Annotated in this window: 29 protein-coding genes; 7 read left to right on the top strand and 22 right to left on the bottom strand. The window is 65.1% G+C overall.

What is annotated here, in order from left to right; genetic code table 11:
* Positions 1–26 precede the first annotated feature (26 nt).
* Positions 27–899: a DMT family transporter gene (locus JYG34_RS23130; RefSeq protein WP_213658501.1), complete on the bottom strand. Its 873-nt coding sequence runs from the start codon at positions 897–899 to the stop codon at positions 27–29.
* A gap of 204 nt (positions 900–1,103) precedes the next feature.
* Between JYG34_RS23130 and JYG34_RS23125 the strand changes: the two genes are divergently transcribed.
* The 3 genes from JYG34_RS23125 (at position 1,104) to JYG34_RS23115 (ending at position 3,327) form a co-directional block, all read left to right on the top strand.
* Positions 1,104–1,892, top strand: a complete 789-nt coding sequence (locus tag JYG34_RS23125) for an AraC family transcriptional regulator (protein WP_213658500.1) — start codon at positions 1,104–1,106, stop codon at positions 1,890–1,892.
* 63 nt (positions 1,893–1,955) lie between these two features.
* Positions 1,956–2,249: a PsiF family protein gene (locus JYG34_RS23120; RefSeq protein ID WP_186660750.1), complete on the top strand. Its 294-nt coding sequence runs from the start codon at positions 1,956–1,958 to the stop codon at positions 2,247–2,249.
* A gap of 70 nt (positions 2,250–2,319) precedes the next feature.
* Entirely contained in the window at positions 2,320–3,327 is a 1,008-nt protein-coding gene (locus JYG34_RS23115; RefSeq protein WP_011535910.1) for an AI-2E family transporter, read from the top strand.
* Positions 3,328–3,429: 102 nt separating this feature from the next.
* On the opposite strand, the gene JYG34_RS23110 is transcribed toward JYG34_RS23115, so the two are convergent.
* A complete protein-coding gene (locus JYG34_RS23110) occupies positions 3,430–4,701 on the bottom strand; it encodes an Hsp70 family protein (protein WP_213658499.1) in 1,272 nt (423 codons plus the stop codon).
* 163 nt (positions 4,702–4,864) lie between these two features.
* Between JYG34_RS23110 and cbpA the strand changes: the two genes are divergently transcribed.
* From cbpA to JYG34_RS23095, 3 genes are all read left to right on the top strand, one after another.
* A complete protein-coding gene (gene cbpA, locus JYG34_RS23105; RefSeq protein WP_213658498.1) occupies positions 4,865–5,824 on the top strand; it encodes a curved DNA-binding protein in 960 nt (319 codons plus the stop codon).
* 2 nt (positions 5,825–5,826) lie between these two features.
* Positions 5,827–6,132, top strand: coding sequence for a chaperone modulator CbpM (locus JYG34_RS23100; RefSeq protein WP_213658497.1), 306 nt, complete (start codon positions 5,827–5,829; stop codon positions 6,130–6,132).
* Between the two features lie 105 nt (positions 6,133–6,237).
* Positions 6,238–6,567 carry a thioredoxin family protein gene (locus tag JYG34_RS23095; protein ID WP_213658496.1) on the top strand — a complete coding sequence of 110 codons (330 nt, stop codon included), beginning with the start codon at positions 6,238–6,240 and terminating at the stop codon, positions 6,565–6,567.
* Positions 6,568–6,695: 128 nt separating this feature from the next.
* Here the strand turns inward: JYG34_RS23095 and JYG34_RS23090 are convergent, their stop codons facing one another.
* The 7 genes from JYG34_RS23090 to urtA all read right to left on the bottom strand — a co-directional run bounded on the left by JYG34_RS23090 (position 6,696) and on the right by urtA (position 13,396).
* Complete coding sequence (locus JYG34_RS23090) at positions 6,696–7,238, bottom strand: GNAT family N-acetyltransferase (protein WP_213658495.1); 543 nt, start codon at positions 7,236–7,238, stop codon at positions 6,696–6,698.
* Positions 7,239–7,243: 5 nt separating this feature from the next.
* Complete coding sequence (locus tag JYG34_RS23085; protein ID WP_213658494.1) at positions 7,244–7,768, bottom strand: GNAT family N-acetyltransferase; 525 nt, start codon at positions 7,766–7,768, stop codon at positions 7,244–7,246.
* A 31-nt stretch (positions 7,769–7,799) separates the two neighbouring features.
* Positions 7,800–8,498, bottom strand: a complete 699-nt coding sequence (urtE, locus tag JYG34_RS23080) for an urea ABC transporter ATP-binding subunit UrtE (RefSeq protein WP_213658493.1) — start codon at positions 8,496–8,498, stop codon at positions 7,800–7,802.
* A gap of 94 nt (positions 8,499–8,592) precedes the next feature.
* Positions 8,593–9,450 carry an urea ABC transporter ATP-binding protein UrtD gene (gene urtD / locus JYG34_RS23075; RefSeq protein ID WP_213658492.1) on the bottom strand — a complete coding sequence of 286 codons (858 nt, stop codon included), beginning with the start codon at positions 9,448–9,450 and terminating at the stop codon, positions 8,593–8,595.
* Complete coding sequence (gene urtC / locus JYG34_RS23070) at positions 9,447–10,526, bottom strand: urea ABC transporter permease subunit UrtC (protein WP_213658491.1); 1,080 nt, start codon at positions 10,524–10,526, stop codon at positions 9,447–9,449. Before urtC ends, urtD begins: the two co-directional genes overlap by 4 nt.
* Entirely contained in the window at positions 10,526–12,046 is a 1,521-nt protein-coding gene (urtB, locus tag JYG34_RS23065) for an urea ABC transporter permease subunit UrtB (protein ID WP_434011152.1), read from the bottom strand. Before urtB ends, urtC begins: the two co-directional genes overlap by 1 nt.
* An 84-nt stretch (positions 12,047–12,130) precedes the next feature.
* Positions 12,131–13,396 (bottom strand): urea ABC transporter substrate-binding protein, encoded by a 1,266-nt coding sequence (urtA, locus tag JYG34_RS23060; RefSeq protein ID WP_213658489.1) that lies wholly within the window; start codon positions 13,394–13,396, stop codon positions 12,131–12,133.
* Between the two features lie 632 nt (positions 13,397–14,028).
* Between urtA and JYG34_RS23055 the strand changes: the two genes are divergently transcribed.
* Positions 14,029–14,328 (top strand): hypothetical protein, encoded by a 300-nt coding sequence (locus tag JYG34_RS23055; RefSeq protein WP_213658488.1) that lies wholly within the window; start codon positions 14,029–14,031, stop codon positions 14,326–14,328.
* A gap of 123 nt (positions 14,329–14,451) precedes the next feature.
* Here JYG34_RS23055 and cycA read toward each other — a convergent pair whose 3' ends face one another.
* From cycA to cbiE, 13 genes are all read right to left on the bottom strand, one after another.
* Positions 14,452–15,867: a D-serine/D-alanine/glycine transporter gene (gene cycA / locus JYG34_RS23050; protein ID WP_213658487.1), complete on the bottom strand. Its 1,416-nt coding sequence runs from the start codon at positions 15,865–15,867 to the stop codon at positions 14,452–14,454.
* Positions 15,868–16,058: 191 nt separating this feature from the next.
* On the bottom strand, positions 16,059–17,426 hold the full coding sequence (locus tag JYG34_RS23045) for a PepSY-associated TM helix domain-containing protein (protein WP_213658486.1): 1,368 nt from the start codon (positions 17,424–17,426) through the stop codon (positions 16,059–16,061).
* A gap of 58 nt (positions 17,427–17,484) precedes the next feature.
* A complete protein-coding gene (locus JYG34_RS23040; protein ID WP_213658485.1) occupies positions 17,485–19,551 on the bottom strand; it encodes a TonB-dependent copper receptor in 2,067 nt (688 codons plus the stop codon).
* 69 nt (positions 19,552–19,620) lie between these two features.
* A complete protein-coding gene (locus JYG34_RS23035) occupies positions 19,621–20,052 on the bottom strand; it encodes a DUF2946 domain-containing protein (RefSeq protein WP_213658484.1) in 432 nt (143 codons plus the stop codon).
* Between the two features lie 24 nt (positions 20,053–20,076).
* Complete coding sequence (locus JYG34_RS23030; protein ID WP_213658483.1) at positions 20,077–20,559, bottom strand: copper chaperone PCu(A)C; 483 nt, start codon at positions 20,557–20,559, stop codon at positions 20,077–20,079.
* A gap of 47 nt (positions 20,560–20,606) precedes the next feature.
* Positions 20,607–20,996 (bottom strand): DUF2946 domain-containing protein, encoded by a 390-nt coding sequence (locus JYG34_RS23025; protein ID WP_213658482.1) that lies wholly within the window; start codon positions 20,994–20,996, stop codon positions 20,607–20,609.
* A 147-nt stretch (positions 20,997–21,143) separates the two neighbouring features.
* Positions 21,144–21,998: an SPFH domain-containing protein gene (locus JYG34_RS23020; protein ID WP_011535892.1), complete on the bottom strand. Its 855-nt coding sequence runs from the start codon at positions 21,996–21,998 to the stop codon at positions 21,144–21,146.
* A gap of 27 nt (positions 21,999–22,025) precedes the next feature.
* Entirely contained in the window at positions 22,026–22,463 is a 438-nt protein-coding gene (locus JYG34_RS23015) for an NfeD family protein (RefSeq protein ID WP_011535891.1), read from the bottom strand.
* A gap of 72 nt (positions 22,464–22,535) precedes the next feature.
* Entirely contained in the window at positions 22,536–22,946 is a 411-nt protein-coding gene (gene vapC, locus JYG34_RS23010; protein ID WP_213658481.1) for a type II toxin-antitoxin system tRNA(fMet)-specific endonuclease VapC, read from the bottom strand.
* Complete coding sequence (gene vapB, locus JYG34_RS23005; RefSeq protein ID WP_011535889.1) at positions 22,946–23,176, bottom strand: type II toxin-antitoxin system VapB family antitoxin; 231 nt, start codon at positions 23,174–23,176, stop codon at positions 22,946–22,948. The genes vapC and vapB overlap by 1 nt, the downstream gene beginning before the upstream one ends.
* A gap of 83 nt (positions 23,177–23,259) precedes the next feature.
* The gene (locus JYG34_RS23000) at positions 23,260–23,988 is read right to left on the bottom strand and encodes a cobalt-precorrin-6A reductase (protein ID WP_213658480.1); all 729 of its coding nucleotides are present in this window, start codon (positions 23,986–23,988) and stop codon (positions 23,260–23,262) included.
* Positions 23,985–25,079, bottom strand: a complete 1,095-nt coding sequence (locus tag JYG34_RS22995) for a cobalt-precorrin-5B (C(1))-methyltransferase (protein WP_213658479.1) — start codon at positions 25,077–25,079, stop codon at positions 23,985–23,987. Before JYG34_RS22995 ends, JYG34_RS23000 begins: the two co-directional genes overlap by 4 nt.
* Entirely contained in the window at positions 25,072–26,283 is a 1,212-nt protein-coding gene (gene cbiE, locus JYG34_RS22990) for a precorrin-6y C5,15-methyltransferase (decarboxylating) subunit CbiE (protein WP_213658478.1), read from the bottom strand. The genes JYG34_RS22995 and cbiE overlap by 8 nt, the downstream gene beginning before the upstream one ends.
* Positions 26,284–26,407 lie beyond the last annotated feature (124 nt).

Here is a 26,407-nt window from a genome sequence, read left to right as displayed (position 1 = left end):
AAAGGAGCGCGTAGCGCTCCCATCGGTCAACGCCGTACCGGTGTTGTCCAGCGCTCGGCCAGCAGCACACCGACCAACGTCAGCAAGCCGCCGACCAGGTGATAACTGGCCAACTGCTCGTCCAGCACCGCCGCCGCGATCACCGCCGTCACCACCGGCAGCAGGTTGAAGAACAGCGTGGTGCGGCTAGGGCCCAGGCGGTGCACGGCCTGCATCCACACCCGCGGCGCAACCATCGAGGCCAGTAGGCCGGCATACAGCACCAGGCCAATGTTGTGGCCGTTCAGCCCGGTCTTCGGCGACAGCAGGAACAGCGGCAGCAGCACCAGGATCGCCACCAGCACTTGCAGGTACAGTAGCTGCAGCGGCGGCAGGCGCAGCTGCCATTTCTTCAGCAGGAAGCTGTACAGCGCATAGGCGAAGGTGGCAACCAGCATCATCAGGTCGCCGCTGTTCAGCCCTTGATGCAGCAGCACGCCGGGTTGCCCGGCCGAGACCACCTCCAGCACGCCGAAGAACGACACCACTGCACCCAGCAGCGCGCCGTAGCTCAGGCGCTGGCCGAGCCAGGCGATTGAAAGGGCCAGCGACATCAATGGCATCAGCGAGAGGATGATGCCCATGTTGGTGGCGCTGGTGATGCTGGCGGCGAAGTACGCCAGGCTCTGGTAGATGGCCATGCCCAGCACACCCAGCACGAAGACCTTGCCCAGGTGCGGGCGGATCGCCGCGCGGTTGCGCCATACCTGGGGCAGCAGGAAGGGGGTGAACAGCAGGCCGGCCAGCAGCCAGCGGTAGAAGCCGATCTCGGCGGGGAAGATGGCCCCGGCGGACATCTTGGTGACCACGGTGTTGCCGGCCCAGATGAGGATGGCGATGAGGGGGAAGAGGTAGTTCATGCAACGGGTACTCACAGTGACAGAGTGGGGCTGCTACGCAGCCCTTCGCGGGTAAACCCGCTCCTACAGGATTTGCACCGTCTCTGTAGGAGCGGGTTTACCCGCGAAGGGCCGCCCAGCGGCCCCTGATGGCCCGGTATTATCGTTTGTCTGTATGAAACCCTATACTCCCATCCAGACAACTAGCCCCGCGAAGCAGACAGCATGGCCCGCAAGTACCTCGACATCCCCCAGTTCGACCAGCTCCCCGCGCCGGTCTACTTCCGCTACGACGAATTCGGCGCCGACACCCACAGCCCGCCACACCGTCACCCCTGGGGCCAGCTCAACTACGCCTCCCATGGCCTGATGCACCTGGACGTCGAAGGGCAGCGCTTCATCTCGCCGCCGCATTACGCCGTGTGGGTGCCACCGGGCACCGAACACGGTTGCTACAACCCCCAGGCCATCATCTACCGTTCGGTCTACCTCGAGCGCAGCCTGTGCGCCGAGCTGCCGGCGCAGCCCTGCAGCCTGGTGATCAGCGACATCCTCAAGGCGATCCTCGGTGACTTTGCCCGCCGCGACCTGCATGTGGCCCAGGACGCGCGCGACCAGCGCCTGGTAGAGGTCCTGATCGACCAGTTGCACCTGGCCCCGACCCAGACCTGTTACCTGCCGTTCGCCCGCAGCGAGGGCTTGCGCCAGGTGCTCGAAGCGCTGCACGCCGAGCCTGGAGACAACCGCCCGCTGGCCGACTGGGCAGCCCAGGTGCATGTCAGCGAGCGCACCCTGGCCCGGCACTTCCTCCATGAACTGGGGATCAGTTTCGGCGAGTGGCGCCTGCGCCTGCGTTTCCTGCGCGCCATCGAAGCGCTGGAAGCGGGGCTGCCGATCCAGGCCATCGCCTTCGACCTCGGCTACAGCAGCGCCTCGGCCTTCATCGCCATGTTCCAGCGCCAGGCCAACTGCACGCCTGAGCAGTACCGGCGCCGCGCCCGCACGGAGATGTAAGAAAACTTGTCTACACTCTGCTCGACGAGCGCGCATCGGGCGCGCAGACAAGGAGACCACTCCATGAAGCTGCTGCACGTACCACTGTTGGTGTTGGGCATGTTGATCGCCGGGCAAGGATTCGCCGCCACCGCGCAACAGGAAAAGATGAAGACCTGCAATGCCGACGCCACCACCAAGGCGCTCAAGGGTGACGAGCGCAAGGCGTTCATGAGCACCTGCCTGAAAAAGGCCGAGCCGGCCAAGCCCGCTACCCAGCAGGAGAAGATGAAGACCTGCAACGCCGATGCCACCACCAAGGCGCTCAAGGGCGACGAGCGCAAGACCTTCATGAGCGACTGCCTGAAGAAGAAATGACCTGCGCCTATGCCTGTGCCCTGAAGGCTGGCAGACTGCGGGTCTTTCCGCTGTCTGCCGCCGAGGCTGTATGACCTTCACCCCCCGTCAGATCACCCTCGCCAGCTGGGTCATCGTCATGGCCGGCCTGTTGCTGGCGCTGCCCCTGAAGTTGTTGCCCAGCCTGCTGGCCGGCCTGCTGGTCTTCGAGCTGGTCAACATGCTCACGCCCAGGCTACAACCGCTGATCGCCGGGCAGCGCGCGCGCTGGCTGGCGGTGGCGCTGCTCGGCACCCTGGTGGTGAGCACGCTCACGTTGCTGATCGCCGGCGCCTTCAGCTTCCTGCTGCACGAGGCCGAGAACCCCGGCGCTTCGCTGGACAAGTTCATGGCCCTGGTCGAGCGCGCCCGTGGCCAGCTGCCGCCGTTCATCGAAGCCTACCTGCCGGCCAGCGCCGCCGAGTTCAAGGTGGCCATCGGCGACTGGATCAAGAGCCACCTGAGCGACCTGCAACTGGTCGGCAAGGGCATGGCGCACATGTTCGTCACCCTGCTGATCGGCATGATCCTCGGTGCCATCGTCGCCCTGCAGCGCATCCCCGACATCTCCCGGCGCAAGCCCCTGGCGGCGGCGCTGTTCGAGCGCCTGAGCCTGTTGGTGCAGGCGTTTCGCAACATCGTCTTCGCGCAGATCAAGATCTCGCTGCTCAACACTGTATTCACCGGCATCTTCCTGGCGGTGGTGCTGCCGTTGTTCGGCGTGCACCTGCCGCTGACCAAGACGCTGATCGTGCTGACCTTCCTGCTTGGGCTGCTGCCGGTGATCGGCAACCTGATGTCCAACACCCTGATCACCATCGTCGGGATGTCGTTGTCGATCTGGGTGGCGGCGGCGGCGCTGGGGTATCTGATCGTGATCCACAAGGTCGAGTACTTCCTCAACGCGCGGATTGTCGGTGGGCAGATCAGTGCCAAGGCCTGGGAGCTGTTGCTGGCGATGCTGGTGTTCGAGGCGGCGTTCGGGCTGCCCGGGGTGGTGGCGGGGCCGATCTATTACGCTTACCTGAAGAGTGAGCTGAAGCGGGCGGAGCTGGTTTGAGGTGTATTGCCTGTGCCGGCCCCATCGCGGCTGAAGCCGCTCCTACAAGGGCCGCACGTTCCTGTAGGAGCGGCTTCAGCCGCGATGGGGCCGGCACGAATATCAGATCGACCCGTAACGCTTGCGTGCCTCGATCGCCAGGCCGCTACCAATGCTGCCGAAGATATTGCCTTCCACATGCCGCGCATTGGGCAGCATCGCCGCCACGCTGTTGCGCAGCGCCGGAATCCCGCTGGAACCACCGGTGAAGAACACCGTGTCCACCTGCCCCTCGCTGACGCCGGCCTTGGCCAGCAATTCGCTCACGCTGCCGCGCACCCGCTCCAGCAGCCCACCGATGGCGTCTTCGAACAGCGCCCGGGTCAGCTCCGCCGACAGTTCAGGCTCGATCCGGCCGAAGTCGATCCGGCGGCTGTCGCGGTCGGTCAGCTCGATCTTGCTCGCTTCCACTTCCATTGCCAGCCAGTGCCCGGCGCGCTGCTCGATCAGGTTGAACAGGCGGTCGATACCCAGCGTGTCCTCGATGTCGTAGCGCATGCTGCCCAGGGCCAGTTGCGACTTTTGCGAGTACAGGGCGTTGATGGTGTGCCAGGTGGCCAGGTTGAGGTGGTAGCTGGTGGGCATCAGCGCGCCGCTCTTCATTCGGCTGCCGTAGCCGAACAGCGGCATCACGCCCTGCAGGCTCAGCTGCTTGTCGAAGTCGGTACCGCCGATGTGCACGCCGCCGGTGGCGAGGATGTCGCTCTGGCGCTCGGCCACCAGGTGACGCTCGGGCGACAGGCGGATCAGGGTAAAGTCCGAGGTACCACCGCCGATATCGACAATCAGGACCAGCTCTTCACGGCTGATGCCCGACTCGTAGTCGAACGCCGCGGCGATGGGCTCGTACTGGAACGACACGTCCTTGAAGCCGATCTTGCGCGCGACATCGGCCAGGGTGTCCTCGGCTTCCTGGTCGGCGGCCGGGTCTTCGTCGACGAAGAACACCGGGCGGCCCAGCACCACCTGGTCGAACTCGCGGTCGGCATCGGCTTCGGCGCGCTTTTTCAGCTCGCCGATGAACATGCCCAGCAGGTCCTTGAACGGCAGGGCGCTGCCCAGCACGCTGGTGTCGTGCTTGATCAGCTTGGAGCCCAGCAGGCTCTTGAGCGAGCGCATCAGGCGGCCTTCGTAGCCTTCCAGGTATTCGTGCAGGGCCAGGCGGCCATACACCGGGCGACGCTCCTCGATGTTGAAGAAGACCACCGACGGCAGGGTGATCTTGCCGTCTTCCAGGGCGATCAGCGATTCGACGCCCGGGCGGTGCCAGCCGACCGTGGAGTTGGAGGTGCCGAAGTCGATGCCGAGGGCGCGGGCCGGGGATACGTCAGACATGAAGGAGAGCTTCCGGAGGCAAAACGGCCGCGCAGTTTATGCCAGTCTGCGGCTAAATCAAGACCGGCCGTCTGCGATAGCGCAACCCCGGATGAACCTTGAAAGGCTATGCTTGACCCCAATCTTCAGTAGCAATACGTACATTCACATTGGTGATCCATAGATGGACTTCAAAGACTATTACAAGATACTCGGCGTCGAGGCGAGCGCGGACGAGAAGGCGATCAAGGCCGCGTACCGCAAGCTTGCGCGCAAGTATCACCCCGACGTCAGCAAGGAGCGTGACGCCGAGGACAAGTTCAAGGAGGCCAACGAGGCCTACGAAGTGCTTGGCGACAAGGACAAGCGCGCCGAGTACGACGAGATCCGCAAGTACGGCGGCCAGCACGGCCGGCCGTTCCAGGCACCGCCTGGCTGGCAGTCCCGTGGCGGCAGTGGCGGCGGCTTCGAGGGCGGCGACTTCTCCGACTTCTTCAGCTCGATCTTCGGCGCCCGGGGCGGCAACCCCTTCGGTGGCGGCGGTGGCCGGCAACAACGCAGTGCCGGCAGGCGAGGGCAGGACGTGGAACTGGAACTGGCGGTCTTCCTCGAAGAGACCCTGAACAAGGAATCCAAGCAGATCAGCTTCCAGGTGCCGCAAACCAATGCCGCCGGGCAGCGCACCGGGTTCACCACGAAAACGCTGAACGTGAAGATCCCCGCCGGGGTGACCGACGGCGAGCGCATCCGCCTCAAGGGCCAGGGCGCGCCGGGCGTGGGCGGTGGCGCCAATGGCGACCTGTTCCTGACCATCCGCATGGCACCGCACCCGCTGTTCGATGTCGAAGGCCATGACCTGATCATCACCGTGCCCCTGGCACCGTGGGAAGCGGCGCTTGGCGCCAAGGTGGCCGTGCCGACCCTGACCGGCAAGATCAACCTGACCATCCGCCCCGACAGCCAGAGCGGCCAGCGCCTGCGGGTCAAGGGCATGGGCCTTGCGAACAAGCAGGGCGAGCGCGGCGACCTGTACGCCCAGCTCAAGGTGGTCATGCCCGCCCAGTCCGACGCCGCCGCGCGCGAACTGTGGACCCAGCTCTCCGAGAAAGCCGCGTTCAACCCGAGGACTCAATGGAGTAAGTGATCATGAGCAGCACCCTGATCGTTCAACTGGACATGCGTACCCTGTGCCAGGAAGCCGATGTGTCGGCCGACTGGGTGATCGAGATCGTCGAGCACGGCATTGTCGAACCGTCGGGGCGAACGCCCGAGGAGTGGGTGTTCGATGACCGCGCGCCGGTGACCTTGAAGCGCGCGGTGAAGCTGCATCAGGAGCTGGAACTGGAGTGGGAAGGGGTGGCGTTGGCGTTGGAGCTGTTGGAAGAGGTGCAGCATTTGCGTAGCGAGAACAGCATGTTGCGCCAGCGGTTGGGGCGGTTTGTGCAGGGGTAATGCCCACCTGACCTGATATTTTTGCCAGTAGACGCCGTCTGGTGGGCGTTCTAGCGTTGAGGCTCCTTCCGCATGGTGCGGATCTCTCAATGCAGGAGCGTCGACATGGCTGTGCAGCAAATCACCGAGGCGCAATTTGAAGACAAGGTACTGAAGGCTGGGAAGCCTGTGGTGGTCGAGTTCTTCAAATACAAGGCCGATGGCAGTGAAAATGCCAGCAAACGTATGAGCAAGGTCATCGATGACTGGGCAGCCAAGGAGCAGGCTGCTGACTTTTTACGGTTACAATTGACTGACGGCTCGACTATTGCAGGCACCTACGATGTTCAGTCGGCGCCGACACTGCTGTACTTCTCCGAGGGTGAGAAGAAGGAAGAATTGGTGGGTTATTACACAGAAGATCGGCCTAAGGCGTTGTTGGCACGTCTGCTTTAACTCTGGCGCCCTGCAGGCGTTGGTCTGCCTGCGTGTTGCATGGCACCGGCTTCGCCGGTGTTCGCGGGTAAACCCGCTCCCACAGGTGGACTCGATCTGCTGTGGGGGCGGGTTTACCCGCGAAGGCATCAGCGCCGTTCCGGCGCCGGAGCCAGGACCTTGAAATACAACGCTGTCGGCCGATAAACCCCCTCCGGCCCGCAGGCATAGTCTGGGATCTCCCCCACCTTGCTGTACCCCAGCGCCTGATAGAATGCCTCCGCCCCAGACCCAGCCTCGGTATCGAGAAACAGCATCCCCCGCCCGATCCGCCGCGCCTCGGCCTCCAGCGCCCCCATCAACTGCTGCCCCAGCCCACGCCGCCGTGCATCGCTGTGCACCAGCAGCTTCTGCACCTCGCCCCGGTTCAGGCCGTTGGGCTTCAGGCACAAGCCCAACTGCACGCTGCCCAGCACTTCCTGGCCCTGGGCAATGACCCAGAGCAACTGCTCGCCACTGGCCAGTTTTGCCTTCACCTCATCGAAATAGGCCTTGGCCTGCTGCTCGTCGATATCAGCCAGAAACCCCACCGATGCGCCCTGGCGCACCGCATCGAGCAAAAGGGCCACCAGGCTGTCGCGGTAGTACGCCAGGCCTTCGTGGGTGACGCGGTGCAGCTGGGCGGTGTTCATGGGCTTCAGGTCCTTGAAGGGGGAAGGGTGTTGTCATCCAGGTAAAGCTGCATGAAGGTCAGGTCCAGCCAGCGCCCGAACTTCACCCCCACCTGCGGCATCTGCCCGGTGATGCTGAAGCCCAGGCGTTCGTGCAGGCTGATCGACGCGGCATTGCCGCTCTCGATGGCGGCGACCATCACATGCTTGTCGCAGTGGCGCGCGCGCTCGATCAGCGCGGCCATCAACACAGGGCCCAGGCCCTTGCCGCGCTGGTCGCCACGCACGTACACCGAATGCTCGACGGTATGACGGAAACCCTCGAACGGCCGCCAGTCGCCAAATGAGGCATAGCCCAGCACGCCGCTGTCGTCCACTGCCACCAGGATCGGATAGCCCTGCTGCGCGCGGGCCTCGAACCAGGCCTGGCGGTTGCCCAGGTCCACCGGGGTTTCGTTCCAGATCGCCGTGGTGTTGGCCACGGCGTCGTTGTAGATGTCGAGGATGCCCGGCACGTCGTCGATCAGGGCGTCGCGGATCTGGTAACTCATGACAGCGTCTCGCAAGGGAAGTGGTTGCAGATTAAATGGTAACCAGGCCGCGCACACCTTCAGCCTGCATGTTTTCGCCCCGGCCGCGCTGGACGATTTCGCCGCGTGCCATGACCAGGTACTGGTCGGCCAGTTCCTCGGCGAAGTCGTAGAACTGCTCCACCAGCAGGATGGCCATGTCGCCACGGTCGGCGAGCTTGCGGATCACCGCGCCGATCTCCTTGATGACTGACGGCTGGATGCCTTCGGTGGGTTCGTCGAGGATCAGCAGGCGCGGGCGGCTGGCCAGGGCGCGGCCGATGGCCAGTTGTTGCTGCTGGCCACCGGAGAGGTCGCCGCCACGGCGTTGCTTCATCTGCTCCAGCACCGGGAACAGTTCGTAGATGAAGGCGGGCACTTCCCGTGCTTCGCGGGCGGGAAAGCGCGACAGGCCCATCAGCAGGTTTTCCTCGACGCTCAGGCGGGGGAAGATCTCGCGGCCTTGGGGCACGTAGGCGATGCCGGCCTGGACGCGTTGCTGGGGCTTGAGCGTGGTGATCGGCTTGCCCTCCCATTCCACGCGGCCCTCGCGAGCCGGCAGCAGGCCCATCAGGCAGCGCAGCAGGGTGGTCTTGCCCACGCCGTTGCGGCCCAGCAGGCAGGTGACCTCGCCGACCTTGGCCTCGAAGGACAGGCCGCGCAGGATGTGGCTGCCGCCGTAGTACTGGTGCAGGGTGTCTATCTTGAGCATGTGTTGTCCCTGAAATGTCTGCTTTGCCTGTGCCGGCCCTTTCGCGGGTTTACCCGCGAAAGGGCCGGCACAGGCACCCAAAATCCAAAGCCGATCACCGGCCGAGATACACCTCGACCACCCGCTCATCCTCCTGCACCTGCGCCAGCGACCCCTCCGCCAGCACACTGCCCTGGTGCAGCACCGTCACATGGTCGGCAATGCTGCCGACGAAGCCCATGTCATGCTCCACCACCATCAGCGAATGCCTGCCCGCCAATGAGCGGAACAGCTCGGCGGTGAACTCGGTCTCGGCATCGGTCATCCCCGCCACTGGCTCGTCGAGCAGCAGCAACCTCGGCTCCTGCACCAGCAACATGCCGATCTCCAAAAACTGTTTCTGCCCGTGGGACAACAACCCCGCCTGGCGCTGGGCCAGGGGCAGCAGGCGCAAAGTGGTCAGCACCTCCTCGATACGCTGGCGCTGCTCGCCGGACAACCGCGCCAGCAGGCTGGCCCACACCGACTTGTCGGCCTTGAGCGCCAGCTCCAGGTTCTCGAATACCGTCAGCGCCTCGAACACCGTGGGCTTCTGGAACTTGCGGCCGATGCCGGCCTGGGCGATCTGGCACTCGCTCATGCGGGTCAGGTCGAGGGTGTCGCCGAAGAACGCGGTGCCTGTGTCGGGGCGGGTCTTGCCGGTGATCACGTCCATCATCGTGGTCTTGCCGGCGCCGTTGGGGCCGATGATGCAGCGCAGCTCGCCGACGCCGATGTACAGGTTCAGCTCGTTGAGCGCCTTGAAGCCATCAAAGCTGACGCTGATGCCCTCCAGGCTCAGCACCGTGCCGTGGCGGGTGTCGAGCCCGGCCTCGCGGCGCCGGCCCAGGCCGATCGCCTCGCGAGCGCTGCCGATCTGGTCGAAGATCGGTTCCAGCATGAATTCCGGATGCACCGGGGGCACGCTTCTCATGGCTGGCTCCTTTTCTTCACAAGGCCGACCACGCCCTTGGGCAGGTACAAAGTGACGAGGATGAACAGCGCGCCGAGGAAGAACAGCCAGAACTCGGGGAACGCCACGGTGAACCAGCTTTTCATGCCATTGACCAGGCCGGCGCCGAGCAGCGGCCCGATCAGCGTGCCGCGCCCGCCCAGGGCCACCCACACGGCGGCCTCGATGGAGTTGGTCGGCGACATCTCGCTGGGGTTGATGATGCCCACCTGCGGCACGTACAGCGCCCCGGCCAGGCCGCACAGCACGGCGCTGAGCACCCACACCAGCAGCTTGAAGCCGCGCGGGTCGTAGCCGCAGAACATCAAGCGGTTTTCCGCGTCGCGCACGGCGGTGAGCAGGCGCCCGAACTTGCTCTGGGTCAGGCGCCAGCACAGGTACAGGCTGGCCAACAGCAAGCCGACCGTGAGCAGGAACAGTACGGCCCGGGTGCCTTGGGCGGCGATGTCGAAACCAACGATGGTGCGGAAGCTGGTGAAACCGTTGTTGCCGCCGAAGCCCGTCTCGTTGCGGAAGAACAGCAGCATGCCGGCGAAGGTCAGGGCCTGGGTCATGATCGAGAAGTACACGCCCTTGATCCGTGAGCGGAAGGCGAAGAAGCCGAACACCAGCGCCAGCAGCCCCGGCGCCAGCACCACCAGGCACAGCGCCCAGGCGAAATGCTGGGTGCCGGCCCAGTACCAGGGCAGCTCGCTCCACGACAGGAAGGTCATGAACCCCGGCAAGCCATCGCCGGCCGCCTGGCGCATCAGGTACATGCCCATGGCGTAGCCACCCAGGGCGAAGAACAGGCCATGGCCCAGCGACAGCAAGCCTGCATAGCCCCACACCAGGTCCAGGGCCAGGGCGACGATGGCGTAGCAGAGGATCTTGCCGACCAGGGTCAGGGTATAGGCGGAGACCTGAAGCCTGTGGCCGTCGGGCAGCAGCGACAACAGCGGCAGGGCCACCAGCACCAGGACGACAATGGCGCCGACGGCCATTGAAACCCGGGTGCCGGCCTTGCGCGTGGCAGTGACAATCAATGGCTGGTTCATCAGTCGATTACCCGTCCCTTGAGGGCGAACAGGCCTTGCGGGCGCTTCTGGATGAACAGAATGATCAGCGCAAGGATGAGGATCTTGCCCAGCACCGCACCGATCTGCGGCTCCAGCAGTTTGTTGGCGATGCCCAGCCCGAAGGCCGCCCACAGGCTGCCGGCCAACTGGCCGACACCGCCGAGCACCACCACCAGGAACGAGTCGATGATGTAGCTCTGGCCCAGGTCCGGGCCGACGTTGCCGACCTGGCTCAGGGCCACGCCACCCAGCCCGGCGATGCCGGAACCAAGGCCGAAGGCGAGCATGTCGACGCGCCCGGTGGACACCCCGCAGCAGGCCGCCATGTTGCGGTTCTGGGTGACCGCGCGCACGTTCAGGCCCAGCCGCGTGCGGTTGAGCAGCAGCCAGGTGAGCAGCACCACCGCCAGGGCGAAGCCGATGATCACCAGGCGGTTGTAGGGCAGCACCAGGTTGGGCAGCACCTGGATGCCGCCGGACAGCCAGGCCGGGTTGCCCACCTCGACGTTCTGCGCGCCGAAGATCAGGCGCACGGCCTGGATCAGGATCAGGCTGATGCCCCAGGTGGCCAGCAGGGTTTCCAGCGGGCGGCCATACAGGTGACGGATCACCGTGCGCTCCAGCGCCATGCCGACGCCGGCGCTGACGACAAAGGCCACCGGCAGGGCGATCAGCGGGTAGAACTCGATGGCGCCGGGGGCATAGCGCTGCAGCAGCACCTGGACCATGTAGGTGCTGTAGGCGCCGAGCATCAGCATCTCGCCGTGGGCCATGTTGATCACCCCCAGCAGGCCGAAGGTGATCGCCAGGCCCAGCGCCGCCAGCAGCAGGATCGAACCCAGCGACAGGCCGCTGAAGGCTTGGCCGAGCAATTCACCGACCAGCAGCTTGCGCTGTACCTGGGCCAGGCTGGTTTCTGCGGCGGTGCGCACGCCCGGGTCGGCTTCTGCGTCGGGTTGCAGCAGCGCTTCGAGGCGGGTGCGGGCCAGCGGGTCGCCGGTTTCGCCGAGCAGGCGCACGGCGGCCAGGCGTACCGCGGGTTCGCTGGCGCCCAGTTGCAGGTTGGCCAGGGCCAGGCCGAGGGCGGCGTGCACGGCGGCGTCCGGTTCGCTGGCGAAGCGGCGGTCGAGGAAGGCCATCTGCGCGGGTTGCGCGGTTTTCTGCAATTGCTGGGCGGCGGCCAGGCGGACGTTGGTCTGGTCGCTGAACAGTTGGTGGCTGGCCAGGGCGTTGTCGATCAGGCCGCGCAGGCGATTGTTCAGGCGCAGCTTGCGGGTGTCGTTGTCGGCGATGCGGCCCTGGCGCAGGTTTGCCAGCAGCGGCAGGCGGGCGGCATCGGGTTGCGCGGCCCAGGTTTCGAGCAGGTTGGCCTGTTCGGCGGGTTTGGCGGTGAGGAAGAACTCGCCTTCGCTGGCTTGGGTGGCCAGGGGCAGTAGCAACAAGAGGGTGAGCAGGAGTCTGAGCATGCGGGCAGTCCTGGAAATCGGCGGTGGATTCATCGCGGATAAATCCGCTCCTACACACACACGGGCCTGTAGGAGCGGATTTATCCGCGATAGGGCCGCACAGCGGCCCCAATGCACTCAATTACCCTTCACCGTATAATCCGGCCGCTTGTCATTCCCCGGAATGAACGGGCTCCACGGTTGCGCCCGCAACGGCTCCTCGGTCTGCCACACCACGCTGAACTGCCCGTCATCCTGGATCTCGCCGATCATCACCGGCTTGTGCAGGTGATGGTTGGTCTTGTCCATGGTCAGGGTGAACCCGGACGGCGCCTTGAAGGTTTGCCCGGCCAGCGCCTCGCGGACCTTGTCGACATCGGTGGACTTGGCTTTCTCGGCGGCCTGCGCCCACATGTGGATGCCCACGTAAGTGGCCTCCATCGGGTCGTTGGTCACCGCTTTGTCGGCCCCTGGCAGGTTCTTGGCCTTGGCGTAGGCCTTCCAGTCGGCGACGAACTTCTGGTTCACCGGGTTATCCACAGACTCGAAGTAGTTCCACGCGGCCAGGTGCCCCACCAGCGGCTTGGTATCGATGCCGCGCAGCTCTTCTTCACCCACCGAGAACGCCACCACCGGCACATCGGTGGCCTTCAGCCCCTGGTTGGCCAGCTCCTTGTAGAACGGCACGTTGGAGTCGCCGTTGACGGTGGAAATGACCGCCGTCTTGCCACCGGCTGAGAACTTCTTGATGTTGGCGACGATGGTCTGGTAATCGCTGTGGCCGAACGGCGTGTACACCTCCTCGATATCCTTGTCGGCCACGCCCTTGCTGTGCAGGAAGGCGCGCAGGATCTTGTTGGTGGTGCGCGGGTAGACGTAGTCGGTGCCCAGCAGGAAGAAGCGCTTGGCGCTGCCGCCGTCCTCGCTCATCAGGTATTCCACGGCCGGGATCGCCTGCTGGTTGGGCGCAGCACCGGTGTAGAAGACGTTCGGCGACATCTCCTCACCCTCGTACTGCACCGGGTAGAACAACAAGCCGTTGAGCTCTTCGAACACCGGCAGCACGGATTTGCGCGACACCGAGGTCCAGCAGCCGAACACCACCGCCACCTTGTCCTGGGTCAGCAGCTGGCGGCTCTTCTCGGCGAACAGCGGCCAGTTGGACGCCGGGTCCACCACCACCGCCTCGAGCTGCTTGCCGTTGACCCCGCCCTTGGCGTTGATCTCGTCGATGGTCATCAGCGCCATGTCCTTGAGCGAGGTCTCGGAAATCGCCATGGTCCCCGACAGCGAATGCAGGATGCCGACCTTGATGGTCTCGGCGGCCTGGATGCTCCAGCTCAGGCCCATCGCGGCGATCGATGCGCTGAGGGTGAAGGCCTTGATCAGACTGCGTCGCTTCATGTGCTCACTCCGATGTGATGGTGGGTGTTGGCCAGGTCGGAGATTGCAAGGGCTGTGCCGAGCGATGGAAGGTGCGTGGTAGAGCGGTTGTGCGACGAATCGGGGCGCGGGGCGGGGCCAGGATGGTGCCTTGACGATTAGCATGCACAGGATTGGGGCCGCTGTGCGGCCCATCGCGGATGAATCCGCTCCTACAAGCACGGCGCTGCCCCTGTAGGAGCGGATTCATCCGCGAAGGACTGCAAAGCAGTCCCATTTAGGTGTACGGAGGGCTTACTGAAGGCATTTGCCGCCCAACATTTTGACACACTAGCAGTACTTGAGTACCGTGCCGCACCGCAGTAGTTTCTGCGGTTCGGGATTGGCGTCCCGGATACAGAGAGCGGGCACTTTCAGCAGTGTCCTGCATGGCTGCACCCGTTATGGGCGGAGCCGTGTGTGGGAGCCTTCGGGCTCACCGGCTCTCTCTGTCCGGCACGCCAACCCGCACGGCTCCGTCCACCCATATTGGCGTGTGGGTGCGGAGCGTCATTACGGAGAGCCGCAAGGAGATGCACCATGCTCAAGAAGATCGTTCCAGATCCACCGTTCGCATTTGTCGAGATCGCCACCTTTCATCGAGAGGTGCAGCCATGAACCAGGAATCGCTGGTCAACCACAGTCCCCGCAAATCACGTCCCGTCACTGCTGGTTCCCACTTCGGCACCTGCAATCACGCCCATGATCCGATTCTCTCGGTACGTTCTGGCGTTGATAGCGAGGATGCGCTGGTGTGCGCGGTGGCGGCGTTGAAGGCGGCGTATGAAACCAATGCCACCGCGTTGGAGAAGGCGGGGGAGCCGTTGCGCAGTTTGCTGACGGCGACGGAGAACTCGCTGGAGAAAGGCCTGGCGTTGGCCGAGGCGGTGCTTGAGGGGTTGGAGCAGGCTTAGTGCTTGGCTGAAAATCCTGGGAAGGCCGCTCCCACATGGACCGCGCATACCATTGGTCTTGCGCAGCTCTGTGGGAGCGGCCTTGTGTCGCGAAAGGGCCGCGCAGCGGCCCCATTGGCCGGATCAGTTGTTAGACGCCTCACGCACCGCCGCACGCGGCTGACGCCTGCTGCGCACAAACTGATAGGTCACCGCCAGGATCACGAACCAGATCGGCGTCACCACCAGCGCCGAGCGCGTATCCGCCTCCAGGCTCAGCAACACCAGGATGCCGGCGAAGAACACCAGGCACACATAGCACATGAAACGCCCGCCGGGCATTTTGTAGGTGGACTGCTCATGCAGCGCCGCGCGCTGTTTGCGGTAGCTCAGGTACGACAGCAGGATCAGCGTCCACACGAACATGAACAGCACCGCCGACACCGTCGTCACCAGGGTGAAGGCTTCGATCACATTGGGTACCAGGTAGATCAGCACCGCGCCCAGCAGCAGGCAGGTGCAGGAGAAGTACAGGCCGTTGGCCGGCACCGCGCGGCGCGAGAGTTTCTCGAACGCCTTGGGCGCGTCGCCCTCCTGGGCCAGACCAAACAGCATGCGGCTGGTGGAGAACACGCCGCTGTTGGCCGACGAGGCCGCCGAGGTCAGCACCACGAAGTTGATGATGCTCGCCGCCGCCGGCAGGCCGGCCAGCATGAACAGTTCCACGAACGGGCTCTTGCCCGGCACCACGTCGCGCCATGGGGTCACCGCCATGATCGCGATCAGCGCGAGCACATAGAACACGATGATGCGGATCGGGATCGAGTTGATCGCCCGCGGCAGGGTGCGCTCGGGGTTCTTCGCTTCAGCAGCGGTGGTGCCCACCAGCTCGATACCGACGAAAGCGAACACGGCGATCTGGAAACCGGCGAAGAAGCCGAGCAGGCCGTTGGGGAACATGCCGCCGTCATTCCACAGGTTGGCCAGGGTGGCGCTGTGCCCGCTCGGCGACTGGAAGCCGGTGACGACCATGTACAGGCCGGTGGCGACCAGGCCCATGATGGCGATGATCTTGATCAGGGCGAACCAGAATTCCATTTCGCCGAACATCTTCACCGTCACCAGGTTCAGCGACAGCAACAGGGCCACGCAGCTCAGCGCCGGTATCCACTGCGGCAGTTCCGGGAACCAGAATTGCGTGTAGGCGGCGATCGCCACCACGTCGGCGATGCCGGTGACCACCCAGCAGAACCAGTAGGTCCAGCCGGTGAAGTAGCCGGCCCAGGGGCCGAGCAGGTCGGCGGAGAAATCGATGAACGACTTGTAGTTGAGGTTCGACAGCAGCAGCTCGCCCATGGCGCGCATGACGAAGAACAGCATGAAGCCGATGATCATGTAGACGAAGATGATCGACGGGCCGGCCAGGCTGATGGTCTTGCCCGAGCCCATGAACAGGCCGGTGCCGATGGCGCCGCCGATGGCGATGAGCTGGATGTGGCGGTTGGTCAGGTTGCGTTGCAGGTGCTGCTCTTCAGAGGGTGTCTGGGAGGTCCGGGTCATAGGCTGCATTCCATTGAGGGTCAGTCTTTTTGTGAGCGAAAGCCGCGTAGGCTATCACGTCGTGTTCCGATCACGGGCGTGGCAGATCGACACGATCTTGGCGGTGCAGCGGGGGCGGGGACATGACGGGAATCAATGGTTGATGGTGCCGGCCTCTTCGCGGGCTTGCCCGCGAAGAGGCCTGTGCGCAATCAGGCTTGGGCCATGACCTTGTGCCTGCGCATCACGAGATTATCGACGACCCACATCACCACCATCGAGATCCCCACCAGCGGGAAGGCAATGCCCAGCACCACCATCACCCCCACCGCCGTCTTCCAGCGCGGCAGGTCATGGCGCAGCGGCGGCACCCCCAGTCCACCATCTGGCTTGCGCTTCCACCACATCACCAGCCCACTCACCGAGCCCAGCAGGATCATCAGGCAAACCAGCAGGATGACGATCTGGTTCAGCGGCCCGAACATCTTGCCCTCGTGCAGCATCACCCCCAGTTCCGTGGCGCGGGCCACCGGGCTGTAGTCTTGCCAGCGCACATCGGCCAGCACCTGGCCGGTGTACTGGTCCACATGCAGGGTGGCGTCGTTACGCGGATCGTCGGCGAACACCGCGATGGTGAACACACCGTTAGCAGTGGTTGGCAGAGTGATGCTGTAGCCCGGCTCGACCTTGCGCAGAGTGGCGACATCCTCGACCTGCTGCAGGCTGACCTGCGGCGCCGCCGGGGCGTGATCCATCATGTGATGCCCGGCATGCTCGGCATGGGCGCCGGACACCGGCATCGGGGTGTTCTCCATGGCCCACGGCACGGTCTGGCGATGGGCACTGTTGAGGTCGCGGGCTTCTTTATCGGACTTGGGCACGTCATTCCACATGGCCGCCGGGAAACGATTCCACAGGTCGGCATACTGCTTGCCCCACAGCCCGGTCCAGGTCATGCCGCTGATCAGCATCAACAGCAGCAGGGCCGAACCCCAGAAGCCGGTGACGGCATGCAGGTCGCGCCACAGCACTCGGCCGCGTGCGCTGAAACGTGGCCACAGCACGCCTGCGCTGCTGCGCCCGCGTGGCCACCACAAATAGAGGCCGGACACGACCAGGACAACGCCCCAGCCCGCCGCCAGTTCCACCAGCCGGTCACCGACCGTGCCGACCATCAGTTCGCCATGCAGGGCACGGGCGATGGCTTGCAGGTTCTGCTTGCCGTCCTGTGCGCCCAGCACTTTGCCGCTGTATGGATCGACGAACACGTTCAGCTCACGACCGCCGTCATGCACGACGAACTGCGCGCTGCGTTCGGCATTCAGCGGTGGCAGGTACTGGCCGACATGGCCCTGTGGATAAGCCTGGCGCACGTTGGCCAGCAGGGTATCGGCGCCTTGCCGGTGATGGCCGGCCTCGACCACCATCAGCTCGCGGTACATCAACGGGTCGAGCTGCGGCTTGAACAGGTAGATGATCCCGGTGATCGCCAGCAGGATCATGAACGGTGCCACGAACAGCCCGGCATAGAAATGCCAGCGCCACGCAAGGTTGTAGAAGGAAACGTTTGGTTTGCTCATGAGAGCCTCCCGTAGACCTGAGTTGGGCGCGGTCAGGTCCCGCGCCCGTTTGTTGTTGTCAGAAGCTGAAGTCGACCTTGGTCCAGAAGGTCCTGCCTGGCTCGTTCACCGGTTCCGTGGCGTTGGCCGGGTAGCCGAACCCGGCGTTCCCGGCCAGGTTCAGGTGCTCGGCGTAGGCCTTGTCGAACAGGTTGTCGACGCCCGCGCTGAGCTTGAGGTTGTGGTTGATCTTGTAGGCGCCGTTGAGCGAGAACACACCGAAACCGGCGCTGGTGTCGTAGTCCTTGCCGACCACGTTGCCCTGGTTCTTGGCGATGCGGTTCTGCTCGTCGACCAGGCGCCACAGGGCACCCACGCTCCAGGTGTCACGGCTGTAGGTCAGGCCCAGGCGGCTTTCCAGCGGTGGCATCTGTGGCAGGGCCTTGCCGTCGCTGCTGTTCTTGCCCCAGGCGTAGGCCAGGGTGGCATCCGCCTTCCAGTTCTCGGTCAGCTTGTAGGCCGCGCCCACTTCACCGCCCATGATGCGGGCGTCGATGTTCTGCGCCTGGGAGGTGAGCGAGCCCATCATGTTGCGTTGGTAGTCGAACAGGATGTAGTCGCGGACCTGCCCGACATAACCCGAGGCCCAGGCTTCCAGGCGCTCGTCGCGGTACTGGATGCCGAAGTCGAGTTGGGTGGTCTTCTCCGGCTTGATGCCATCGAAGGCGTTGACCGCGCCCGCCGGGGCACGCTTGGGCGAGAACAGCTCCCAGTAGTCGGGGAAGCGCTGGGTGTGGCCGAGGCCGATGTAGGTGGTGGCGGGGATCGCCGCCAGGTCGTGCTCGTAGCGCACGAAGCCGCTGGGCAGGGTGTCGGCGCGGGTGTCGCCTTCGGTGGCACTGCCCTTGCGGAAATCACGGGCCGAGGCACGGTCCAGGCGGGCGCCGGTGACCAGGCGATCCTCACCGGTCGCATACCAGGTGAGCTCGCCGAAGGCGCCGTAGTTGTGGAAGTCGGCATCCTTGGTCCAGGGCTTGCCCTTGTGCGCGTTGACGCCCATGCCGCCGCGCTGGCGGTGCTCGTTGGTCTGTGCGTCGATGCCGCTGATCAACTGCACGTCGGCCCAGCGCCAGGTGGCCTTGATCCGCGCGCCCATGGTGCGGCGGTCGACGTTGCTGACCATGGGCATGCCCATCATGCCGGTGCCCGACGGGGTGCGCAGGGTGTAGTTGTCCATCACGTGGTCGGCGTAGTTGTAGTAGACCTGCGCCTCGACCTTGTCGAGCACCTCGCCGAGGTTGGACTTCTCGAAACGCAGCCCCAGGCTTTCGCGCTTGAACTGCGAACCGTCCATGCCGCGCCCGGCGGAGCGAGCCTCGCCGTCGCCCTTGCCGGCGGTCAGTTCCAGCAGGGTGTCGGCGTCCGGGGTCCAGCCAAGAGTGACGTCGCCGTTCCACTTGTCCCAGCGCGACGGCACGGTGTCGCCGTTGCCGTCCTCGAAGTCGTCCGAGTGCGACTGGTTGCCGATGAAGCGCACGTAGCCGAGCTGGTTGCCGGCCGCGGCGTCGAGCACCTTGTCGAAGCGGCCGTTGGAGCCGGCCAGTACGCTGCCGTTGACCCGGCTGCCCAGCTCGCCGAATTTCTCCGGCTCACGCTCGAACAGGATGGTGCCAGCGGAGCCGCCCGGGCCCCAGATCACGCTTTGCGGGCCCTTGATCACGGTGAGGCGGTCGTAGGTTTCCGGCGAGATGTACGAGGTCGGGGCGTCCATGCGGCCGGGGCAGGCGCCGAGCATCGTGCCGCCGTTGGTGAGGATGTTCAGGCGCGAGCCGAACATGCCGCGCAGCACCGGGTCGCCATTGGTGCCGCCGGCGCGGATCACCGAGAAGCCGGGGATGGTCTTGAGGTAGTCGCCGCCGTCGCTGGCCGGCACCGGCTGGCGCGGGTCCTTGGGATTGGTGACCACGGTCAGTGGCGAGCTTGGAGCGATGGCGGTGATCACCGTCGGGCTCAGTTCGGCCGGGTCGTGTACATGGCCTTCATGGCCGGTTTCGGCGGCCAAGGCCAGTGGCGCGAGCAGCGAGCCGCAGAGCACGGCGACGGTGCCGCGCAGGGAAAGGGCAAAAACAGGGGTGCAGCCGGACATAATGATTCCAGTCGATCAGTCGTGAGTCAGCGCGAAGCCTCCTGGCTTCGGGCGTTTATCGTGTTGTGTTCAAGCGACGATCGAACGGGGCGGCGCGCGGCTGCGGGCGCCGGGGAATACAGCCTGCCGGGCATGGCCCTGGCGCGTGGCGACGGTGAGGTGGGTGGGTGGGGTGACACTGCCCGCGCTGAGCGGGCTGAGGGTCTGGGGCAGGGCGGGGCAGTTGAACAGCAGGCTGCAGTAGCCGCACTTCTCCCACATCACGTGCAGCTGGCCATCGTTGCCGTGGCCGTGGTGTTCGTTGTGGCCGTGCGCCATGGGCATGCTCATCGACATGTCCATGGGCATGGACATGCCGGCGTGGTGCTCCATCGGCATCGACTGGGAAACCAGCGGGCCGATGAAGATCATCCACATGGCGAACAGGCTCAGCCAGCCGCCACCGACGCGCCTGCGATCAGGGCGGGTAGTGCGGGCGCAGCTGTAGCGCGGCAGGCTCATGGCGAGCGCCAGTCAGCTATCGGATCAGTGCGTGTGCTCGTGCTGCGCCTGGTCGGCGGGCGGCTGCTTCTGCACGGCGACCTCGACGGTGATGTCACCGGCCTTCTCGAAGTGCAGGGTCAGCGGGAAGCGCTTGCCATCGCTCAGCAGGCTGCGGTCCTTGGGCTGCATGATCATCACGTGGTAGGCGCTGGGGGCGAAGGTCAGGTCCTTGCCGGCGGGCACCACCACGCTTTGCACCTGCTGCATCTTCATGGCGCCGGCGGCGCTCATCGTGTGTTCGTGCAGTTGGGCGTCGGTGCTGATCGGCGTGTCCGCCGAAAGCAGGCGGTCATCGGTCTTGCCGTTGTTGTGCACGACGAAATAGGCCGCGACATTGGGCGCGTTCGGCGGCAGCTCCAGCGACCAGGGGTGGGCGATGTGCAGGTCGCCTTTGCTGTACTCGTGGGCGTTGGCGTAGGCACCGGGCAGCAGCAGGGCGGCCAGGACAAGGGCTTGCTTGAGCATGGGTGAGTCTCCGATCTGTTGAGGTTCAGGCAGACAGCGTAGTGAACTCAGGCCAGAGGAGAGGCACGGGGGTTGAGCGCGGGCCATAACTGGCGCGGCGTGAGCTGGTAGTCGGCGAGTTGCGGCGGGTGGCCGGCAGGCAGCACGGGCGGATTGTGCAACTGCGGCGGGTAGCCGGGCAGGGCCAGCAGGGGCGCGGCGCCCAGGCAGCACCAGCAGTTCATCATGCTGGCGCTGTCGTCGCTTTGCGTACCGAGGTCGATCTTGGCCAGGGCCTGGACATCGACCTTGGCCTTGTTGGCCATGCTGGAACAGAAAGCCCCCCACAGCAGCTGTTCGGCCGGGCCTTTCGGCGCGGCAGAGGACAGCGGCATGGCCAGCAGGTTGAACAGCACGGCGAGGCAGGCTATCCAGGCGATGTGCCGACGTGGGGGCATGGAGAGATCCGGTCAGGAATCGTGATGGCTATTGTACGGCGGAGTATAGGAAAAAATGCCGGGGTGCGGTGAAGTGCCGCACCTGGGGTTTTTGCGGCCTGTATTGGCTTCTTCGCGGGCTTGCCCGCGAAGAAGGTGACGCAGATATCAGGCCTTGCCGCGGCCCAGCAGCCCGCGTACGGTTTCCTGCAGATCAGCCGGCAGCACCACGACTTTCGAATTGTCGCTAGCCGCCAGGTTCTCCATCGCCCCGATATACCGCTCACCCAACAGGTACATGGCCGGTACCGTCTCGCTGCCCACCGCTTCCTTGACCAGGGTGATCGCCCGCGCCGACGCTTCGGCCAGGTTGACCTGGGCTTCGGCATCCAGCTTGGCCGCCTGCAGGCGCGCTTCAGCTTCGAGGATGGCCGCCTGTTTGTTGCCTTCGGCGCGGGTTACATCGGCTTTACGCTCACGTTCGGCAGCCGCCTGGCGTTCCATGGCGCTTTGCATGCTCGGCGAGGGCTTGATGTCCTGGATTTCCACCGAGCGCACGGTCACGCCCCAGTCTTCGGTCTGCTCGGACATCGCCTCGCGCAGGCGCGCCTTGATCTGCTCGCGGCTGGACAGCGCCTCGTCCAGGTCCATGGCGCCGACGATGGCGCGCAGCGAGGTCATGGTCAGGCTGGTGACGGCGAACGAGAAATTCTGCACGCCGTACGAGGCTTTCTGTGGGTCTACCACCTTGGCGAAGCACAGGGCGTTGGCGACGATCACCGCGTTGTCCTTGGTGATGATCTCCTGCTGCTGCACGTCGAGGATGATGTCCTTGGTCGGCAGGCGGTAGGCGACCACGTCCATGTACGGGATGACGATGTTCAGGCCCGGCTTGAGGGTGCTGTGGTAGCGGCCCAGGCGCTCGACGATCCATTCTTCGCCCTGGGGCACGATGCGTACCCCCTTGAACACAGTGATCAGTACGAATGCGGCGAGGGTGCCGATGACGATGAGGCTGGTCATGCTTGCGAACTTCCTTTTAGTGCGGATTCAGGCCCGGGTGACCCGGGCGGTGTTGCCTTCGATGGCGGCCAGGCGCACACGCTCGCCGGCGGGGATGTCGTTGTCCGAGACGCAGGTCCACTCCTCGTTGCCGAGGATGGGTTTCTGAAAGCGCACCCGGCCTTTCTGGAACTGCGACACGTTGGCGGTCAACAGGCCGACTTCACCGATCACGCTGTCGGCGGTCCAGCGCACGTCCGGCTTCTTGCGGCGGAACACCTTGAACCAGAGCGCAGTGGTGATCGATGAGAACACGATCCACAGCAGGCCTTGCATATCGAGTTGCAGGCTGGGGGCGAGCAGCGAGACGAGCGACACCAGCACGGCGCCGATGCCGAACCAGAGGATGAAGAAGGTGGGGAGCACCAGTTCCAGCAGGATCAGGGCTACGCCGAAGACGAGCCAGATCCACCATTGCATTTCCATATGGGTGGAGCCTTCCAGAAGGGGAGAGGTGATTCTACGGCAGGATCAAGGCACAGGGCCATCTCGTGATCGTCAGCGTGGGTATGTCACCCAGTCTTCCACACGCAACCCCGGAACACGCTGGAACTCGCGCAAGTTGTTGGTCACCAGCGTGAGGCCACGAGCGCGGGCGTGGCCGGCAATCATTCTGTCATAGGGGCCGATGGGCGTGCCGGCCTTGGCCAGTTCCGCACGTAGCTGCGCGGTGTGAGCTGCGCCCTGAATGTCGTAGTCAAGCACATCGAGCCGTGCGGCGAACCCCTCGACAATGGCTAGGTTACGTTCCGGCGCGGCGGATTTTTCCGCACCGTAGATCAACTCCATCAGGGTTACCGTGCTGATGGCCAGTTGGCCGTGGTAGCGATTGAATGCCTCGCGCACTACCTGTGGCTTGTTCTTGATGGTGAAAATGCAGATGTTGGTATCGAGCATGTACCTGAGCATCAGAATCCTTCGCGCTCTTGGTCGGCTGGCTGTTCCCTGCTTGCCATGAAGTCCGCACTCACATCGTCACCCTCGAACCAGCTGTCCCAGCTTTCGCCGGCAGGCGAGATGATACGGGAACGGCCCACCGCGACGATGTCCACGCGGGTGACGTCTTCTGGAAGAGCGAGGGCTTTTGGCATGCGGATAGCCTGGCTGCGGTTGCTTTTGAAGACTGCACCTTGCTCCATGATGGGCCTCCTTGAAAGCGCAAATGTATGTCTGGAGTTTAATTCCAGGATTGGATATGTCAATGGGATATACAGTGTGCGAGTCAGGCCTTGGACAGGCCGAGTGCCTCCAGTAGCGCCCCCGCATCCTGAAGCGCCCGATCCACTTCCGGCAGCACCGGCCGCTTGAGTACCAGCACTGGAATCCCGCGCTCCCGCGCCACTTCCAACTTCGGCTCGGTGGCCGTGCTGCCGCTGTTTTTGCTCACCAGCACATCGATCCGCCGACGTTCGAACAGGGCACGTTCGTCGTCGATGAGGAACGGCCCGCGGGCACCGATCACCTCGCAGCGTTCATTGCCGGGGCACGCCTCGAGGGCGCGCAGGGTCCAGAACTGGTGTGGCGGGATTTCGTCCAGATGTTGCAGGGGTTCGCGGCCAAGGGTGAACAAGGGGCGCTGGAATAGGGCCAGCGCCTCGATCAGGCCGGCCCAGTCCTCGACTTCGCGCCAGTCATCGCCGGGTTGCGCCTGCCACGCCGGGCGGCGCAGGGCCCAGCAGGGAATGCCGGCGTTGCGTGCGGCGAGAGCTGCATTGCGGCTGATCTGCGCGGCATAGGGATGGGTGGCGTCGATCAACAGGTCAATGCCGGCATCACGCAGGTACTCGGCCAAGCCTTCGGCGCCGCCATAGCCGCCGACCCGCACTTGGCAGGCGAGGTCCTGGGGAATGCGGCCGATGCCAGCAAGGCTGTAGATATGCTGCGGGCCAAGCCGGCGGGCGATGGCCAGGGCTTCGGTGACGCCGCCGAGCAGCAGGATACGGCCGTTCATGCCACGCCCGCCTTGCCGACGATGCCGCCCTGGCGGTCGATGGCGAATACTTCCACCTGCACCTGGACAGGCACCACGCTGCGGGCGAAGACAAGGGCATGGCGGCACACCTCATCGCCCAGGGCGATGCCGGCGGCATGCGCGAGGGCGAGGGCCTGCTGGCTGGTGTTGGCGGCAATGATCGCCTGTTGCAGCGCTGTGTCCGCGCCAATGGCCGCCGCCCAGCCTGCCAACTGCGGCAGGTCGATGCTCGAATGACGGCTGTGCAGGTCCATGTGCCCGGCCGCCAGCTTGCTGATCTTGCCAAAGCCGCCGCACAGCGTGAGGCGTGGCACGGGGACCTTGCGCAGGTGCTTGAGCACGGCGCCGACGAAGTCGCCCATCTCGATCAGGGCGATCTCCGGCAGGTTGTAGACCCGGCGCATGGTGTCTTCGCTGGCGTTGCCGGTGCAGGCGGCGATATGGGTGTAGCCGTTGGTGTGGGCGACATCGATGCCCTGGTGTATCGAGGCGATGTAGGCCGAGCAGGAGAACGGCCGGACAATGCCGCTGGTGCCCAGGATCGACAGCCCGCCGAGGATGCCCAGGCGTGGGTTCATGGTCTTCAGGGCCAGTTGTTCGCCATCTTGCACGTTGACCGTGACTTCGAAACCGCCGTTGTAGCCGCAGTCACTGGCCAGCTGCAGCAGATGGTCGCTGATCATCTTGCGCGGTACCGGGTTGATGGCCGGTTCACCGACTGCCAGCACCAGCCCCGGGCGAGTCACGGTACCCACGCCCGCGCCCGCGACGAAGCGAACGCCGGGCTCGGCCAGCAGGCGCACCTGGCTGTAGAGCAGGGCGCCGTGGGTAACATCGGGATCGTCGCCGGCATCTTTCAAGGTGCCGGCCTCGGCTATGTCGCCTTTGAGGTGGCAGAACTCCAGGCGCATCTGCACCACCTTGCCCTTGGGCAGGGTGATCTCCACCGCGTCGTGTCGTTGCCCGGTCAACAGCAGGCGCGCCGCCGCCAGGCTGGTGGCGGTGGCGCAGCTGCCGGTGGTCAGGCCGCTGCGCAGCGGTGCGGCCTGTTCGCGGGTTTCTTCACGCATCGAGGGGTTTCACCACGTCGAGCAGGGTGATCGGCAGGGCCTGGCGCCAGGTGTCGAAGCTGCCCAGTGGCTGGGTGTGGGCGATGTGGATGCGGGTCAGCTCGCCGCCATGCTGGTCGCGGAACTGCGCCAGGGCGACTTCGCTTTGCAGCGTGACGGCATTGGCCACCAGGCGTCCGCCCGGCAGCAGGCGCTCCCAGCACAGGTCGAACACGCCTTCGCGGGTGACGCCGCCGCCGATGAAGATCGCGTCCGGGCGCTCCAGCCCAGCCAAGGCTTCGGGTGCCTTGCCGCAGATCAGTTGCAGGCCGGGCACGCCGAGGGTATCGCGGTTGTGTTCGATGTAGCCCTGGCGGCCTTCGTCAGCCTCGATCGCCAGGGTGCGGCAGCTGGGGTGGGCGCGCATCCATTCGATGCCGATGGAACCGCAGCCGGCGCCTACGTCCCACAGCAGCTCGCCGGGTTGCGGGGCGAGGCGGGCCAGGGTGATGGCGCGCACGTCGCGCTTGGTCAGCTGGCCGTCATGGCGGAAGGCGCTGTCGGGCAGGCCGGCCACTCGCGGCAGGCGCGGGGTGTCAGGTGAGGCCTGGCATTGGATGGCGACCAGGTTGAGCGTGGCGATGTCGGTGTGTGGCCAGTCGTCGGCGGTGCCGCTCAGCGTTCGCTCCTGTGGGCCGCCGAGGTGCTCGAACACCTGGAGACGACTGGGGCCGAAGCCGCGCTCGCGCAGCTGCGCGGCAATGGCCGCCGGGCTGCTTTCGTCGTTGCTCAGCACCAGCAGGCGTACGCCGCTGTGCAGATGGGCATTGAGCGCGGCCAGTGGGCGGGCGACCACCGAGACCACCTGTACATCCTGCAATGGCCAGCCCAGGCGGGCGGCGGCCAGGGCGCAGGAGGAGGGCATCGACAGCACCTGCAGTTCTTCAGTGGGCAGCTGGCGCGCCAGGCTGGCGCCGACGCCGTAGAACATCGGGTCGCCGCTGGCCAGTACACATACCGGCTCGCCGCGCAGGGCCAGGACCGGGGCCAGGGAGAAGGGGCTGGGCCAGTGCAGCTGTTCGGCCGTCACGCAGCGGGGCAGCAGGGCCAGTTGGCGTGGGGCACCGATGATTCGTGTGGCTGATAACAGCGCGCGCCGGGCTTGTTTGCCCAGGCCGCTGAAGCCGTCTTCGCCGATGCCTATCACTGTCAGCCAGGGGGCCATGTGTTTCGTTCCGCCATTTTTTGGGGCCGCTTCGCGCCCCTTCGCGGATGAATCCGCTCCTACAGGTACAGCACAGCCTTCGAGGGCAACGGTGAGCCTGTGGGAGCGGGTTTACCCGCGAAGG

This window comes from Pseudomonas entomophila (assembly GCF_018417595.1).
Classification (GTDB): domain Bacteria; phylum Pseudomonadota; class Gammaproteobacteria; order Pseudomonadales; family Pseudomonadaceae; genus Aquipseudomonas; species Aquipseudomonas entomophila_C.
This window is presented reverse-complemented; position numbering and strand designations above follow the sequence as displayed.

Excerpts from the sequence above, each read along its gene's own strand:
- JYG34_RS23045 (WP_213658486.1), bottom strand. The coding sequence starts at position 17,426 with ATGAGCAAACCAAACGTTTCCTTCTACAACCTTGCGTGGCGCTGGCAT.
- urtE (WP_213658493.1), bottom strand. The coding sequence starts at position 8,498 with ATGCTCAAGATAGACACCCTGCACCAGTACTACGGCGGCAGCCACATC.
- JYG34_RS23030 (WP_213658483.1), bottom strand. The coding sequence starts at position 20,559 with ATGCTCAAGCAAGCCCTTGTCCTGGCCGCCCTGCTGCTGCCCGGTGCC.
- JYG34_RS23035 (WP_213658484.1), bottom strand. The coding sequence starts at position 20,052 with ATGAGCCTGCCGCGCTACAGCTGCGCCCGCACTACCCGCCCTGATCGC.
- JYG34_RS23100 (WP_213658497.1), top strand. The coding sequence starts at position 5,827 with ATGAGCAGCACCCTGATCGTTCAACTGGACATGCGTACCCTGTGCCAG.
- JYG34_RS23000 (WP_213658480.1), bottom strand. The coding sequence starts at position 23,988 with ATGAACGGCCGTATCCTGCTGCTCGGCGGCGTCACCGAAGCCCTGGCC.
- JYG34_RS23020 (WP_011535892.1), bottom strand. The coding sequence starts at position 21,998 with ATGACCAGCCTCATCGTCATCGGCACCCTCGCCGCATTCGTACTGATC.
- cycA (WP_213658487.1), bottom strand. The coding sequence starts at position 15,867 with ATGACCCGGACCTCCCAGACACCCTCTGAAGAGCAGCACCTGCAACGC.
- urtD (WP_213658492.1), bottom strand. The coding sequence starts at position 9,450 with ATGAGAAGCGTGCCCCCGGTGCATCCGGAATTCATGCTGGAACCGATC.
- JYG34_RS23095 (WP_213658496.1), top strand. The coding sequence starts at position 6,238 with ATGGCTGTGCAGCAAATCACCGAGGCGCAATTTGAAGACAAGGTACTG.
- JYG34_RS23090 (WP_213658495.1), bottom strand. The coding sequence starts at position 7,238 with ATGAACACCGCCCAGCTGCACCGCGTCACCCACGAAGGCCTGGCGTAC.
- vapB (WP_011535889.1), bottom strand. The coding sequence starts at position 23,176 with ATGGAGCAAGGTGCAGTCTTCAAAAGCAACCGCAGCCAGGCTATCCGC.
- JYG34_RS23130 (WP_213658501.1), bottom strand. The coding sequence starts at position 899 with ATGAACTACCTCTTCCCCCTCATCGCCATCCTCATCTGGGCCGGCAAC.
- JYG34_RS22995 (WP_213658479.1), bottom strand. The coding sequence starts at position 25,079 with ATGCGTGAAGAAACCCGCGAACAGGCCGCACCGCTGCGCAGCGGCCTG.
- vapC (WP_213658481.1), bottom strand. The coding sequence starts at position 22,946 with ATGCTCAGGTACATGCTCGATACCAACATCTGCATTTTCACCATCAAG.
- cbpA (WP_213658498.1), top strand. The coding sequence starts at position 4,865 with ATGGACTTCAAAGACTATTACAAGATACTCGGCGTCGAGGCGAGCGCG.
- urtC (WP_213658491.1), bottom strand. The coding sequence starts at position 10,526 with ATGAACCAGCCATTGATTGTCACTGCCACGCGCAAGGCCGGCACCCGG.
- JYG34_RS23120 (WP_186660750.1), top strand. The coding sequence starts at position 1,956 with ATGAAGCTGCTGCACGTACCACTGTTGGTGTTGGGCATGTTGATCGCC.
- JYG34_RS23015 (WP_011535891.1), bottom strand. The coding sequence starts at position 22,463 with ATGGAAATGCAATGGTGGATCTGGCTCGTCTTCGGCGTAGCCCTGATC.
- urtB (WP_434011152.1), bottom strand. The coding sequence starts at position 12,046 with ATGAATCCACCGCCGATTTCCAGGACTGCCCGCATGCTCAGACTCCTG.
- urtA (WP_213658489.1), bottom strand. The coding sequence starts at position 13,396 with ATGAAGCGACGCAGTCTGATCAAGGCCTTCACCCTCAGCGCATCGATC.
- JYG34_RS23055 (WP_213658488.1), top strand. The coding sequence starts at position 14,029 with ATGAACCAGGAATCGCTGGTCAACCACAGTCCCCGCAAATCACGTCCC.
- JYG34_RS23040 (WP_213658485.1), bottom strand. The coding sequence starts at position 19,551 with ATGTCCGGCTGCACCCCTGTTTTTGCCCTTTCCCTGCGCGGCACCGTC.
- JYG34_RS23110 (WP_213658499.1), bottom strand. The coding sequence starts at position 4,701 with ATGTCTGACGTATCCCCGGCCCGCGCCCTCGGCATCGACTTCGGCACC.
- JYG34_RS23085 (WP_213658494.1), bottom strand. The coding sequence starts at position 7,768 with ATGAGTTACCAGATCCGCGACGCCCTGATCGACGACGTGCCGGGCATC.
- cbiE (WP_213658478.1), bottom strand. The coding sequence starts at position 26,283 with ATGGCCCCCTGGCTGACAGTGATAGGCATCGGCGAAGACGGCTTCAGC.
- JYG34_RS23115 (WP_011535910.1), top strand. The coding sequence starts at position 2,320 with ATGACCTTCACCCCCCGTCAGATCACCCTCGCCAGCTGGGTCATCGTC.
- JYG34_RS23125 (WP_213658500.1), top strand. The coding sequence starts at position 1,104 with ATGGCCCGCAAGTACCTCGACATCCCCCAGTTCGACCAGCTCCCCGCG.
- JYG34_RS23025 (WP_213658482.1), bottom strand. The coding sequence starts at position 20,996 with ATGCCCCCACGTCGGCACATCGCCTGGATAGCCTGCCTCGCCGTGCTG.